The 15,011-nt window shown below is 47.8% G+C and carries 11 protein-coding genes; 1 reads left to right on the top strand and 10 read right to left on the bottom strand.

Features of this window, described 5'->3' with window-relative positions:
• Window positions 1-95 precede the first annotated feature (95 nt).
• The 3 genes from KW844_RS04665 to KW844_RS04675 form a co-directional block, all read right to left on the bottom strand.
• Window positions 96-959, bottom strand: coding sequence for a DUF4249 domain-containing protein (locus KW844_RS04665; protein WP_218375546.1), 864 nt, complete (start codon window positions 957-959; stop codon window positions 96-98).
• Between the two features lie 17 nt (window positions 960-976).
• Window positions 977-3,358, bottom strand: coding sequence for a TonB-dependent receptor (locus tag KW844_RS04670; RefSeq protein ID WP_218375547.1), 2,382 nt, complete (start codon window positions 3,356-3,358; stop codon window positions 977-979).
• A 188-nt stretch (window positions 3,359-3,546) separates the two neighbouring features.
• Complete coding sequence (locus tag KW844_RS04675; protein WP_218375548.1) at window positions 3,547-3,759, bottom strand: hypothetical protein; 213 nt, start codon at window positions 3,757-3,759, stop codon at window positions 3,547-3,549.
• 107 nt (window positions 3,760-3,866) lie between these two features.
• Here KW844_RS04675 and KW844_RS04680 point away from each other — a divergent pair, with 107 nt between their 5' ends.
• Complete coding sequence (locus KW844_RS04680) at window positions 3,867-4,865, top strand: AraC family transcriptional regulator (RefSeq protein ID WP_218375549.1); 999 nt, start codon at window positions 3,867-3,869, stop codon at window positions 4,863-4,865.
• Window positions 4,866-5,087: 222 nt separating this feature from the next.
• Here KW844_RS04680 and KW844_RS04685 read toward each other — a convergent pair whose 3' ends face one another.
• The 7 genes from KW844_RS04685 to KW844_RS04715 all read right to left on the bottom strand — a co-directional run bounded on the left by KW844_RS04685 (window position 5,088) and on the right by KW844_RS04715 (window position 15,007).
• Window positions 5,088-5,717, bottom strand: coding sequence for an NAD(P)-dependent oxidoreductase (locus KW844_RS04685; RefSeq protein ID WP_218375550.1), 630 nt, complete (start codon window positions 5,715-5,717; stop codon window positions 5,088-5,090).
• A 430-nt stretch (window positions 5,718-6,147) separates the two neighbouring features.
• Window positions 6,148-8,349, bottom strand: a complete 2,202-nt coding sequence (locus KW844_RS04690; protein WP_218375551.1) for a sodium-translocating pyrophosphatase — start codon at window positions 8,347-8,349, stop codon at window positions 6,148-6,150.
• Between the two features lie 180 nt (window positions 8,350-8,529).
• Window positions 8,530-10,041, bottom strand: coding sequence for an NAD(P)H-hydrate dehydratase (locus tag KW844_RS04695; protein ID WP_218375552.1), 1,512 nt, complete (start codon window positions 10,039-10,041; stop codon window positions 8,530-8,532).
• A 44-nt stretch (window positions 10,042-10,085) separates the two neighbouring features.
• Window positions 10,086-11,096 carry a hypothetical protein gene (locus KW844_RS04700; RefSeq protein WP_218375553.1) on the bottom strand — a complete coding sequence of 337 codons (1,011 nt, stop codon included), beginning with the start codon at window positions 11,094-11,096 and terminating at the stop codon, window positions 10,086-10,088.
• Between the two features lie 87 nt (window positions 11,097-11,183).
• A complete protein-coding gene (locus KW844_RS04705) occupies window positions 11,184-11,717 on the bottom strand; it encodes a hypothetical protein (RefSeq protein WP_218375554.1) in 534 nt (177 codons plus the stop codon).
• A gap of 127 nt (window positions 11,718-11,844) precedes the next feature.
• Complete coding sequence (nhaA, locus tag KW844_RS04710) at window positions 11,845-13,032, bottom strand: Na+/H+ antiporter NhaA (RefSeq protein ID WP_370626472.1); 1,188 nt, start codon at window positions 13,030-13,032, stop codon at window positions 11,845-11,847.
• A gap of 82 nt (window positions 13,033-13,114) precedes the next feature.
• Window positions 13,115-15,007: an OstA-like protein gene (locus tag KW844_RS04715; protein ID WP_218375555.1), complete on the bottom strand. Its 1,893-nt coding sequence runs from the start codon at window positions 15,005-15,007 to the stop codon at window positions 13,115-13,117.
• Between the last annotated feature and the right edge of the window lie 4 nt (window positions 15,008-15,011).

A 15,011-nucleotide genomic window follows, 5' to 3' on the forward strand; every position in this document is an offset into this window, starting at 1 on the left:
CTGAATTTTGATGGCATAAAAAAAGGTCGAAGCCAACGGCTTCGACCTTTTTCCGGGTAGGAGGGACATAGGGCCCCTGACTACAGCGGAGGCTTTTATTTCACAGAAACCTCGGCTCTGCTCACCGCAGATGTACCAAAGCGACCTAATACTTTCACTTTCCCGTTTGCAGTAGTATTCTGCATGTTGCTTTTCACATTTTCCAATACTTTAGCAAACAGTCCACCTGCGTTTACCTGCTCATTTACCTGGGTTAAAAAGTCATAGCTGGGTTTAGAGAGAGATTTAATTCTTACAATTATTTTTTCCCCGACCTGGAACGGTTTATCGTAATCGGTAATACTCTGTTGAATTGGCAGAATAAAGGAAGCACCGTCATAAATTCCTTCATCAAAACCTCCGTCTACTGAAAAGGCATCTTCGAGGCGGGCGGTGGTATCATTTCTGTAGGACCTTACCCAGTAATAGTCCACGGCACCTGCGGGGTCTTTTGCATAAAAGCGTGCATAGTAGCCTTCTTTACCGGAAATAGACTCTTCCTGTGTTTTGTATTCATAGGTGATGGAATCTATTGGGGTGGTACGTTTCAGGGTATCCAGGCCTTCCAGTATTTCTCCTTTGTATTCGAGGTGCAGTTTATACACGTGGCCTATTACACCAATGGCTTTTGCACTGGCATCGTAGGTATAATAGCCGTTGTTGTAATTAAAAGGGTAGCTCTCTCCGCTGGTAAGATCGTGAAGGGTGATCTTCGCGTCGTTTACCACCGGTGCCGGGTCCTGCTGGGTATAGGGCACGCTCATGGTCATACGGATTTTCTGCACGCCTGCTTCGTTGGTAATCCAGCCATCCAGCACTGGAAAGGATTGCCCCGCAGGCACATTTAGGTCGATAGGATCATCGCAGGCAGTAAAAGCACCGGCGATAATGAGTAATATATAAAAGAGAAACTTTTTCATGGCTACACGTTTAGCAGTTAGAACTTGAAGTTGTAAGTGATACCAGGCACGATGGTACCGATGATAGAAAAGCGAACCGCCTCCTTAACATCCGGGTTATCCGGATTTTGACGGAAGTAAACGGTGTATGCGTTGCGGCGTGCATAAACGTTATACAGCGAGAACACCCATTCTCCTTTCCAGCGTTTCAGTTGCTTACCTTTCAGCGTCATGGAGAGGTCCAGGCGGTTGTAGGGCGACAACCGGTAGTTGTTACGTTTTTCTGTACTGTTGTATGGAATATCCCAGTCCTGGAATTCCAGGCGGTTATCTGCAAATGTTGCCGGTGTGCCGGATGCAAATACCCAGTTAGCAGAGGCAGATATTCGTTTTGTGAACGTATGGGACACTACGATGTTTACATTATGCGTACGATCGTAGCGGTTGAGGAACCATTCATTCAGACTGATTCCAGGCGTTTTACGCTCTGTTCTTGACAGGGTATAGCTGATCCAGCCGGTGGTATTTCCAATATCTTTCTTGGCATATAATTCCACACCATAAGCACGGCCTTGTGAAGGCAGCAGGTCGGCCTCAATTTGAGGATTGAGTTGCAGGTTGGCATTGTCGATATAGTCCAGCTGGTTATCGGTGGTTTTATAGAAAACTTCACCGGACAGCTCATAACTATCGTTTGGCGCATTAAAGAAATAACCGATGGTATACTGATTAGAAACCATTGGCGCTACGTTGTTGCTGCTTGGTGTCCAGATGTCGAGCGGTGTTGGAGATGCCGTATTGGAGAGCTGGTGCATGAACTGGGAAGTACGGCTGAAGGCCACTTTCACAGCGTGTAAGTCGTTGAACGCATAGCGGATGCTTGCACGTGGCTCGAGATAGCTGTATGCTGTCATTTTTTCTCCTGCGCCAAAATCTTTTTGTCCGATCAGGCGTTTTCTGATGCCTGGGGTAGTATCTGCATAATAGTATTCAGTACCGCTTCCGAGTGTTTGGTAATTGGAAAGTCTCACGCCGTACTGGATACCGAAATGCTTGTTTGGTTTATACTCATGATCCACATACACAGCTGATTCCAGTGCATGTTTATCAGGAATGGTTTTGATATGCTGGTCATCCCCCTCTGTGCCAATCCCGGTACCAGGTTTGAAGGTATAGTAAATGCCCTGAACGCCAAAACGCAGTGTATTAGCGGAGTTGATATAGTAGGTGAAAGATGGTTTGAGGCCGTAGTTGATGATGTTGGAGGTCCAGTCGTAGCTCTGTGAAGGCTCACTGTCTGATTTTTTACTTCCATTGCTGAACTGCAGACTATAATCGTATTTGCTATAGTAGGAGGTCAGGTTTAAAAAAAGTTTGTTGGTAAATACATGGTTCCATCGCAGGGTGGCGGTGGCATTTCCCCAGTTCATATTTACATCTTTCCCAAAACCAAATACATCTCTTCCGAAATAACCACTGAGGAACAGGGTATTATTGCTGTTAAATTTATAGTTAGCCTTTGCGGTGAGGTCATAGAAATTCAGCTTGGTATCTTTCATATCTCCTTTTACGAAAGGTTTCATCAGCACATCGATGTAGGATCTTCTGGCGGCTACGATAAAGGATGATTTATCTTTTACGATAGGCGCCTCTAAGGACAGGCGGCTGAAAATATTACCAATACCCCCATTTAGAGCAAGTTTCTGGTTGTTGCCATCTTTCATACGTATATCAAGTACAGAAGAGGTGCGACCGCCATATTCGGCCGGAAAGCCGCCTTTAATCAGATTCAGGCTTTTTACCGCATCCGGATTGAATACGCTGAAGAAGCCCAGCATGTGGGTGGAGTTGTATACCGGAGCTTCATCCAGCAGGATGAGGTTTTCGTCGCTGTTACCTCCACGAACGTTAAAGCCGGAGGCACCTTCCCCTACGGTAGCCACGCCCGGGAGGGTTTGAATGGCGCGCAATACATCCACTTCTCCCATGAAAGTAGGCATGGCCTTCATTTGTGCAATATCCAGGCGGTTGATACTGGTATTGATGGTATTAATGGCTTTTTCCTGTTTATCACCTTTGATGGTAACTTCATTGAGTTGGCTGGAGCTGGCTTCCAGCTTCACATCCAGGGTAATATTTTTTTGAAGTTTGACAGTAGTTTTGTAATTGGTATAACCGATATAGCTGAATTGCAATTCCTGCTCCCCTGCGGGCAGGGTGATGGAGTAAAAGCCATATTGGTTGGTGACGGTGCCGATGCTGGTACCTGGCTTTCCTACCGAGATACCGATGAGGCTTTCGCCATTTTGTTTATCTTTCACATATCCGCTTACGGTGTACCTGGCTTGTTGCGCATACGATATGGAAGCGCCAAAAAGCAGGCAGATGGCGGACAGCAGCATGGTTGCCCTTGTTTTCATAAAAGGTAAATGCAGTTTAAATGAGTTTTTCCGGTTTTGTAACATGCATATATGACGAGGGGGGAAGTTCTTACCCCTACACGCCGTGAAAATAAAAATGAAATACGGGTTTACAGCACTCGTTGTAAAAAATAATATGTTACAACGCCGTCTGTAAACCCGTGGAAAGATTTGTTCAGCTACAGTAATTAGTCCAGAATATCGCAGGCAAACCCTAAGTTGGTGACCAGTTCAATGATTTCCTCTTCCTGGAAAGGGGCCTGGCCGGCTACTCTCAGCACCCGGTCGCAGTCTTCGATGTCAACACTACAGGCCTGCACCTCAAAGGAGGATGAAATGGCCTTGATGACATTATTTTTATCATGAACGGAGGTGATATTTGTACGGAATATTCCAATCATTTTGTTTCTTATTTGGTTATTCGGAATATTTTTGTGCAAATTTGCTATAGTTATCCCAACTAACTGTTACACCTGAAGGAGTAAAATTTATATGAAACGGATTATTTATGGCCGTAGTTATAAAAAATGATGCGAGTGACATCTTGCTGCGTGATGAGATGGACTTCGATATGAATAAGCTTTCGTCGCCAACTATATTGGAAGATGTGAAAAACCTGTCCTACTATTTTGGCAATGCTACATTCAATAGTCTGTACTTCGATGGTTATCACCTGGGCCATGGCACTGCCCATATTTACGAGAATTTGCATATTTCGCATACCAAAGGGGCTGCCAGTAAGCTGGTGGATATGTTGTTTTTACAGCGTGGACGCTTTAATACCGGTCTGGAAGGGGTAACAGATAACCTGCGTTTTTCTACGCTGGAGCATAACCTGTTATATGACCCAACCGGTGATGAAACGGCTTCCATTGAAAAGCAGGATGGGTTGAATATGTTTATTATCAGCTTTACTGCGGAGCGTTTTTTGTCATTGGCGGAGCATAACGGGGATATTTTGGGAAAGATGGCAGATGAGGTGGCGGGTAACCGCGCCGCTATTTTGGAAGCCCATCAGAATCCTCATATCACCCCGCGTATGAACGCCATTATTGAGGAGATTACCAATTGTAACTTCCAGGGTGGGCTGAAAAAATTGTTTTTACAGTCCAAAACGCTGGAGCTGCTGGCATTGCAGTGTAGCCAGGTGGTGGATGGGATGCAGCATAAATCGGTGAAGCCCCTGTCAGTATCCGACCGTGAGCGGTTAGATTACGCCAGGAGCGTATTGCTGGCCAATATGCAGCAGCCGCCTACGCTGTCGCAGCTGGCACGCATGGCGGGCATCAACGAGTTTAAGCTCAAGAATGGCTTCAAACAGCTCTATAATACTACCGTTTTTGGTTATCTGAGTGATTACCGCCTGGAGCTGGCGAAGGACATGATCCTGGACGGCAACAGGAGTTTATCTGATATTGCCGATGAAGCAGGTTATTCCAGTCTGCCACATTTTAGTACGGCTTTCAGGAAAAAGTTTGGGGTAAGCCCAAGCAGGATGAAGCATTAACTGCGAAGCAGGGCTTTCAGGAATAAAAGTATTCCCGGCTTTTGTAAATACAAAATAGTCGGTTTTCAGAAAGCCTAAGAGGAAAAATATTTTCCCTACGTACATAAATGCAAATCAGGTGGCTTCAGTGCAGCAGCCTGAGTGGAAGGATTCACTACCTGCTGTAAACGCAAAAAGGTGCCGGGCACGGCACCTCCTCACTATATTTTTCTCCGATATCTATTAGTAAGCCACTGTAAACTGTTGTTTTACATGTTTAGGCGTTTCCAGCTCGTCAACAAGGGCTACGGCGTAATCGGCTACTGAAATTTTGCTGTTACCGGCTTCGTCGGTTACCAGTGAGGTGGTGCCCACGCGGAATTTGCCGGTACGGGGGCCTGGTTCGATCATGGCTGCAGGGATTACGGCAGTCCAGTCCAGGTCATTTTCCTGTCTTAAAACAAGGAGGCCTGCGCGGGTGGCTTCAGCGATGGGTTTCCATTCAGCCGGGAAATGGGGGCTGTCGAGCAGGAGGTGGCCAGGAGCAACTTCCAGGCTGGCAGCACCGCTTACCAGGATAAATCTTTTTATGCCTGCTTGTTTTAAACCTGCGATGGTGGCTTTGGTAGCCTGTACGTAGGTGTCTGTATCTACTGCTTTATAAGCACTGATAACGGCATCTGTGCCGGAAATGGCTTCCGCTACGGCATTTGCATCAGTAACATCCGCTTTTTTCACGATCAGGTTGTCATTGGATACGGTAATCTTTTCCGGGTTACGGACAATCGCTGTCACCTGGTGGCCCCTTTGGAGGGCTTCGTTCAGGATTTCATGTCCGATAAAGCCGGAAGCGCCTATAATTGCAATTTTCATCTTTATAAATTTAAACTGTAATAAAAATAATTACAGTACAAAAGTAAGGAGGAAATTTATATGGGCCAAAAAGAATTTTTGAGGAGGAGTCCCTGGTGTTCGGCCCTGTGCCTCATCCGGAACTTGCCTGGGCGTGCTCGCCCTTGTACCTCATTCGGATAGCTGGCCTGTGAGTACTCACCCTGTGCCTGATGCGGAACTGGCCTGGGAGTGCTCGCCTTAGGCTTCATCCGGGCAGCCGGCCCGGGAGCCCGCGTATTGCAATATTTATTGGGGTATATGGCAGCCTGGGCAATCCTTAGCGCCACCGCGCGCAGCGCGGAACCCCGCAAGCAAAACCGAAGATTTTGCGACCCCGCCAAAACTAAAAAGCCGGATAAAAAGGAGTAATCTCCCCTTTATCCGGCCTTTAGTTGAAATTAATTAGTTCCTATTTCTTAGTCGCCACATAAGTCACCAACGGCGCTTTTGCCGACTTTTCAGCCTGCGTGCTCACCTTGGCAGTTGGTGCAGCATCCCTGGTATGGAATTTTTCTCCCAGGGTGGGCGCAATCACCAGTGATACAATAGACATCAGTTTGATCAGGATGTTCATAGACGGACCGGAGGTATCTTTGAAAGGATCACCCACGGTATCACCTGTCACAGATGCTTTGTGTGGCTCTGATTTCTTGTAGTAAGTTTCACCGTTGATTTCAACGCCTTTTTCAAATGATTTTTTAGCGTTATCCCATGCACCACCGGCGTTGTTCTGGAAGATGCCCATCAGTACACCGCTCACAGTAGCGCCAGCGAGGAAACCACCCAGTACTTCCGGCCCGGCAATGAAGCCGATCAGCAGCGGAGAGATTAATGCAATGGCACCAGGAGCCAGCATTTCACGAATGGAAGCTTTGGTGGAAATATCCACACATTTATCGTATTCCGGTTTGCCGGTACCATCCATGATACCTGGAATTTCGCGGAACTGACGGCGTACTTCTTCCACCATTGCCATGGCAGCGCGACCTACCGCCGCTATTGCGAGGGAAGAGAAGATGAACGGAATCATACCACCGATAAACAAACCAGCCAGTACATCCGCTTTGTAAATATCAATGCCGGAGATGCCTGCCACGCCCACAAAGGCAGCAAACAAAGCCAGGGCAGTAAGCGCAGCGGAAGCAATAGCGAAACCTTTACCGGTTGCAGCAGTAGTGTTACCTACGGCATCCAGGATATCGGTTTTTTCACGCACTTCTTTTGGCAGTTCACTCATTTCAGCAATACCACCTGCGTTATCAGCGATCGGGCCAAAGGCATCGATGGCCAGTTGCATAGCGGTGGTAGCCATCATACCGGCAGCAGCAATGGCTACTCCGTATAAGCCGGCAAAAGCGTAAGAGCCCCAGATACCGGCTGCCAGCACCAGGATTGGCAGGGTGGTAGATTCCATACCAACCGACAAACCTCCAATGATATTGGTAGCATGACCAGTGGCAGACTGGCGGATGATAGAACGCACCGGACGTTTGCCCATTGCGGTATAATATTCAGTAATGATACTCATCAGGGTACCTACTGCAAGGCCTACTACGATCGCACCAAATACTTGTCCCCTGGTGAATACATGGCCACGCAGCTGCATTTCTGTATCAGGCAAAATCCAGTTTACCAGGAAGTAAGAGGCAATGAGCGTAAGTACAATGGAACCCCAGTTACCCATGTTCAGGGCGCGCTGTACCACGGAAGTATTTAAACCTGCATTGTCGCTGATGCGAACAAAGAAGGTGCCGATGATAGAAAAGATAATACCGAATCCGGCGATCAGCATAGGCAGCAGGATAGGAGCGATACCGCCAAATGCATCCTGGCTGGTAGTTTCAGAGCCCAGTACCATGGTAGCCAGTACGGTTGCTACGTATGAACCGAACAGGTCGGCGCCCATACCGGCAACATCACCTACGTTGTCGCCCACGTTATCAGCGATAGTGGCAGGGTTACGCGGATCATCTTCCGGAATACCGGCTTCCACTTTACCTACCAGGTCAGCGCCTACGTCAGCAGCTTTGGTATAGATACCACCGCCTACACGGGCAAAGAGTGCGATACTCTCAGCACCCAGCGAAAAGCCGGTGAGTACTTCAATTGTTTTGACCATTTCAGGTGTATTGGCGGCAGCGCCAAAGAAGGAGCTCAGCACAATAAACAACGCGCCCAGCCCTAAAACAGCCAGACCCGCAACACCCATCCCCATCACGGAACCTCCGGTGAAGGATACCTGCAGGGCTTTTGATAAACTGGTGCGTGCCGCATGTGCGGTACGTACGTTCGCCTTAGTGGCGATTTTCATACCAATGAAACCTGCTACTGCAGAGAATATAGCGCCCATTACAAAAGCCAGTGCAATTGACCAGTGCGAATTTTCGTGAGTGGCTCCCATAAAAGCCAGCAAAAGAGCAGCAATAATTACGAAATAGGTAAGGATCTTATACTCAGCTTTCAGAAATGCCATTGCTCCTTTTGCGATATGGGCGGCAATCTCCATCATTTTTTCGTTGCCGGCATCCTGGCGGGAAACCCAGGCGCTCCGAAACGCGGTAAATAACAAGGCTAGTAATCCAAAACATGGAACGAGGTAAACTATATTCATATAAGCGAATTTAAAAAATGCAAGGTTGACAAAATTTGTTTTAGTAGTTAAAAGATCATAAGATTCCAAATAGTGTTTCAAATAAATATAAAACATAAAAAATTAATACTCACGTGTGTGGCTCAATTTTTTAATAAACTTCGCTATGGGAGGGACTTTTGGGGAGCAGATTTTTTAAGGTCAGATACCCTGCAAAAAAGCATCCCCCAGGTGGTGGATGATGTCGCTGGCAGTCATCGCCTCCTGTGATAAGCTGGCAGCGGCAAGGTCGCCGGCATAGCCGTGCAGCCATACCCCCAGAATGATGGCCGCTTTGGGCGTATATCCCTGGGCCAGCATGGCGGTGAGTATGCCTGTCAGCACATCACCGCTGCCTCCGGTTGCCATTCCTGCATTACCGGTAGGATTGAAATATAACGAGCCATCGGGGCAGGCGATGGTACTATATCTCCCTTTTAATAAAATATAAAGGCCTGTTTCCATTGATTTCCTGCTCAGCAGATCCAGCCGCTCAAACTGGTTGGCTGTGGCGCCAAATAGTCGCTCAAACTCTTTGGGGTGTGGAGTCAGCATGGAACCTTTGGGAATCTTGTATAACAGGTAAGGATATACGGAAATGATGTTTAATGCATCGGCGTCAATGACCATCGGCAGTGGATAGCTTTCCAACAGCTTCTCCAGGGCCAGCGCGGTTTGCTGGTGTGTGCCCAGTCCGGGGCCAATGCCTATACAGTTATATTTTGCCTGTGCCGCATCCAGGTGGAAATGGGTGCTATGCTGCATTTCTGAATCGGTGATGCACATGGCCGCCGGCTCCCCCAGCTGCATGATGTCATAGCCGCAGCCGGGCACATGGCAGGTGAGCAGTCCCACGCCTGCCCGCAGGCAGGCCCTGGTAGCCAGTAAGGCGGCACCTATTTTTCCATAGCTGCCGGCAATAATGAGCGCATGACCATAAGTACCTTTATGTCCAAACGGATTCCTGGGCTGATATATAGTTCGGATAGTGTCCGCATCAGAAAGATGAAAACGTACAGGCGTTTGCGTCAGGTAGTCCTGATGCAATCCTATAGGCAGCACATGTATCTCTCCCCCAAAAACTGCATTTTCAGGCAACAGGAAAGCCAGCTTGTAAGTTTCAAAACTAAGGGTATGATGGGCCTGCACCACTGGTGTATGCAGAGAGCTGTTATCCGCCTGCAAACCGGAAGGTATGTCCACTGATACTACGGTGTGGCACATACGAAGATCGTTTATCCGGTGGATCACGCCGGCCATCCAGCCTGCTACGGGTTTGTTTAAACCGGTGCCAAACAGGGCATCTACAATAATACCATCTGCTGCTGGTATAGGAAATCCCTGTAGATCATTGAGCGGGTGGATATGGCCTGGATACCGTTGTTCCAGGCGCTCCTGGTTCGCAAGATTATCGGGACTGGCATGGCCGGTAAGCAGCCAGGCATTTGCTTCATATCCTTTTTCCAGCAGCTGACGGGTGATAGCGAGGCCATCACCGCCATTATTGCCTTTGCCACAAATGATATAAACGGGATGTGCGGGAGTGAAATGATCTGTAATCCAGTCAGTACAGGCTGCTGCGGCACGCTCCATCAGGTCAAGACTGCTTACAGGCTCGTGTTCAATGGTATATGCATCGGCTTCACGTATTTGTGCTGCGCTGAAGATCTTCATAGTAATAGCTTGTTCCCTAAAATTAGGGAATATTCGCTTATTACTTACTTCACCAGCAGGGGCTTTACTGCCTGCCCGTCGCTCCAATGGCCGGTGTACTGCTGTGCAGTAGTGTTGCCCAAAGCGGTGTCACAGCCTTTCTGGTAAAAGGCACAGTCGAGCAGGGCGTCTGTGAGTTTCCAGTAGTAATAATAGTCGGTAGCATCGGTTCGTGTACCCGTAAACGATGCACTGATCACCGTATTGCGTTCACCTGAATCGAACCACATATCTGTGGAGGCAGCTTCGCCATGATTGGCGGATATCACCGGAGCGCCGTGGTTATCTGCCTGATGAATGATGAAATTCTTGTTGCTGGCGGTTATATATGGAGTGGTAGTATAAAGCAAATCTGAGAAGGTAGTGCCGGCGCGATTATCATCTTCTTCCGTCAATAAAAGCATTTTGATTTTAGCAGACATATTTCTGTAAGATGCAGCGGCACCCTGTGGTGCATTGCCTGTGCCAGGGCAAGCCAGTATCAGTGCTTTGGCGGCCGAAATGCCGTATGCAGCCGGTGTGAGGGCCAGGTTGGCACTCACCACTGCGCCATAAGAATGGCCTACGTAGGCATATTTTCCTTTGGCTGGCTGGGGCCAGGATGGGTTGTCTGCAATTGTTTTTAACGCCCGGCTAATGGCCGTGGCAGCGTTTGAAGTATATATCGCGGGAGTGGTAACAAGGGTAGCCTGGTATCTCGGAAAAATAACAATATTACCCCTGCGCACCAGGTGCCTGATCCAGCCTCCGTAGCAGGCGGGGTTCCAGGCGCCATAACCATGGTTAAAAACGATCACCGGAGCCTCCTTGGGGATTGGATTCATCGGGTAATAGAGCCAGAAGCCGGTATTGCCATCATCAAAATTTACTTTTCCGATGTCGTTGTTGGTATAGGCAGCCCCGCCGTAGCCCTCAGCGGGTTGGGCCGGCTGTTTGACGGAAGGCACCTCCGGCGCTGGTTTATTGCAGGCCGTTTGTGAAAATAAAGTGGCAAGAAGCAGGAATAGCAGGCGCATCTTCGCAGGGAGTTAGCATTTGTACCAATGAAAAACGGATTATGGGAGCCCCATAATCCGCTAAAGTACATTTTTATTTCCCTTTTTTTAGAAGGCAAATCTGGCGGAAACACCACCGATCTCTTCACCCATGTAGCTGGTTGGACCAACAAAATTCACGAAAGGTTTCAGATCCGCACTGATATTGAGCGGGAACTTCTTGAAAGTATATTCAATACCGATGATACCATCCAGACCCGGAGTTGCGTACGTGCCTTTTCCTTTTTCATGGAATTTATCTTCATCGTAGTCCAGACGGTCCAGGATGCTCAGGTGCACACCACCGCCAGCATACAGGTTCATACCCTGCATGCCCACGTTCCAGTGGTATTCATATAATCCGGTAAAAGTTACGTTAGTTCTGTTCGAAACGTTAGTGGTTACTAAGCCTTCGATAGCATGAGGTCCCTGAATGAAATGTTTAATGGTAAAGCCTACCATCCATGGGTTCAAACGAATACCCAGTGCAGTGTTATAGTTTTCTACACCATAACTGCCGCCACGGTAGCTGCTTTTCTTTTGCGCGTTAGCCTGTATTGCCAAAACAGCGAAGAGGCTGAAAAGTAACACGACTTTTTTCATAGATGTGATTTGAATTAAAGAAAAATAAATATTTGGGTTCTTTAACGTTAGATTTTTCTCTAAAGTATATGGCTTCCCAAAAAAATTCACCAACATTTAACAATAACAATGCCAACAGGCGTAAACGTTAGGCTTTTTTTAACAGCCGGAGGTAGAAAAATCCTGCCAGGCCCGCTGCCAGCGAGGCTGTAATTACGGAAATAATGGCAATAGTTTGTATGGCTCTTTCTGTATAGGCAAGGGTGGAAATAAAGATAGACATAGTGAATCCGATCCCGGCAATCATTCCAATTCCCCATAGTTGCAGCCAGCCGGAACGTTCGGGCAATACTGCCAGCCGCAGCTTTACTGCAATAAATGACAGGGCGAAAATGCCCAGTGGCTTGCCTATAAACAGACCTGCCATGATACCATAGCTGATATCGTGTCCGAGGGAGGACAGCAGGTTATCCGGTAAGGCAATGGCAGTATTAGCCAGGGCAAATAACGGCATGATCACAAAATTCACCGGATCATGCAGGTTGTGTACCAGCTCTTCGATCCTGGACTGCGGTATGCAGAAAGCCAGTAACACCCCGGCGATAGTTGCATGGATGCCGGAATTGAAAATGCAATACCAGAGCACAATTCCGGGAAGGAAATAAAAAATCAGTCTTTCTACTTTAAAGAGATTTAGTGCAATCGGGATGAGCAGTACGCCACCTCCGATTAACAGGTACTTTATTTCCAGGTGTGGGGTATAAAAGATGGCAATGGTAAGTATCGCACCAAGGTCGTCAATAATCGCCAGGGCCATCAGGAAGATTTTAAGGCTCACGGGTACGCGGTTGCCGAGCAGGGACAATACCCCCAATGAAAATGCGATATCGGTAGCCATCGGAATTCCCCAGCCATGGGCATAATCAGTACCACGGTTGAACAGGGTGAATATCAGCGCCGGTGCGATCATCCCGCCGATAGCAGCCAGCACGGGTAATATAGATTGTTTGATGCTGGAAAGTTCACCTACGGTGAGTTCCCGTTTGATTTCCATTCCTACCAGAAAAAAGAAGAGGACCATCAGGCCGTCGTTTATCCATAGCAGTATTGAGTTGGGTAGCAACAGGGAGCGGAAATGGTAGTGGTGACCTGCGGTTGGATCAAACAGTTCATTCCAGAAATTGATGTATCCGTCCTGTACGCCTGAATTGGCCAGTATCATGGAAATCAGGGTGCAAATAATAAGTGTAATCCCTACTGCACGACTATCCTTCATGAACGTGTAAATAGGTGACAGCAATGATTTCCTGATGATATTGAACGGATTTTTCAGCACAGTAGAATGTTTTTCCAGGTTAGGTAACTGGGCAAATATAGCCAAAAAAAATAAGCCCCCTGCTGTGGCAGAGGGCTTATTCTTAATGCATTAGCTCATATTTATTTTTCGGTTGTCGTTTGACGTCCCATTTGAAATGTTCCAGTTTCAGCTCTTCCACCGGCCGTTGTGTAAACGGATACACGGTTGTTTCGGGCTGGGTGTAGAATACTGCCTTCTGTAGTTCACCACCGGAGAAATACAGCTTGATAGTGGCGGACAACGTCCGGTTTACGTTCATATATGCGCCCTGGTTATCAGTGGCATAGGTGATTGTTTCGGCGTTGCCTTCTACGTGCATCCAGTCCAGTGATTGTTCCTTGATGTAGCCGGTGATCAGGTTGCCCTTGATCTGGTTATATAAATCGGGGCCGGATTCATTAATGATAAATGCATTTTGTTTCATCACTACTTTATCGGCCGTTTGATTTTTTGTATACATGTAGATGGTATCGCCGTACATCTGTGTTTTCCGGTTACTCCACAGCACGGGATCTTTGTATAGGCGGAATACGGAGTCGCTGGTGCTGTAATAGACGCTATCTGCCACACCCTGTAAGGAATCGGAGAACATGCGTACGTTATGGTAGGCGAGGATATAGCGTATATCTGCCGTATCTGCTGATTTATCTTTCGGTTTGGTCAGCGCGATACTGTCTGCGTAGTGCATGATGCCTGGCAGGGAATCCGCTGGCTGTATGGGCTTCATGGGGGCAATTTTAATATTGCCTACATTATTGAGCTGCATACGATCCCTGGATTTGGCCATGGCCGAATCTGCCATCATCATCATAACGGCGCCGGATACACTGTCTTTTTGTTGTTTGGCCAGTAGTTCATCTTTTTTCAGGAACTCCGGCATGTTATCGATAGGTGTTTCTGCGATCCTGGATTTCACGGGGGTGAGTCGCAGTGGAGGTGGCGCTTTTTTAAGGCCTTCCACGGAAGGGATGGAGAGGCTGTCGCCAGGTTTGATGATTCCGGTAAACAGTGTATCTGCGGCCATGTAGAAGGTATCCTTTTTATTCTCCATGATGAGGAGCGGCTTCTGGGTGGCGAGCAGTGTTTTATTATTTTGGTCAGCTACGCCGTAGTTGGCCAGCAGTGACATCTTATTAATGGTATCGCGGTACACCATGTTGCCGGTAGCATAGGCTTTGCCGCTGATGCGGTCGATTTCCAGCTGGTCGGCGGTGAGGGTGCCGGTACTGTCTTCGATCAGGGGGCGGCTGGTAAAGTTGCCATATCCTTTGTCGGTGTCGTAGTAGCCGCTGGTAACATACATGATGCGTTTCCCTTCATTGATGGTGGTAGGCGCAATGATGTTGGCAATTTTAGTGTCGGTATTATAGAGCAATGCATCGGTGGCGAGGGTATAGTCCGGGTTTACCAGGACTACATTTCGCTGGAAGTGCATTTCTTTCATATCCACGTAATAAAATCCTTCATCGCTGGTGAGTACGCTTTTATCGCTTACGAGCTTACCGGTTTTAAGGTAGGAGCCTACTTTGGCGTTCATGTCGTACACCAGTTCCGGGCCGGTGATGGTTACTTTATTATCGGTCATACGTGCGTCGCCGGTGAGCGTGGCGATGCGGGTAGCTGCGTCGTAATTGAGTGCATTACCATAAATGTAAACACTATCGGCCTGGTTGATACGGATATTACCGTATGCGTCGATGATATTGGATTTGAGGTTCTGGATGGCGCTATCGCTCCAGAACTGGGTGGTACCTTGTTTAAGGTGTACTTTTCCGATCAGTTTTCTTACTGCCAGGGTATCCTTGGTGATATCCAGGAGGGAGTCGGCATGAATAATTTCGATCCTGGTGCCTTGTGCGGGGGGAGGTTGATTAGGAACCTGTGCCCTGGCGGGGATCAGTGCTGCCAGAAAAACTGCAGACAGTAATAGCCCGGATTTGATAAATGCGCGCATTGAG

Origin of the sequence: Chitinophaga sp. sic0106 (assembly GCF_019219075.1) — a bacterium.
Taxonomy (GTDB): domain Bacteria; phylum Bacteroidota; class Bacteroidia; order Chitinophagales; family Chitinophagaceae; genus Chitinophaga.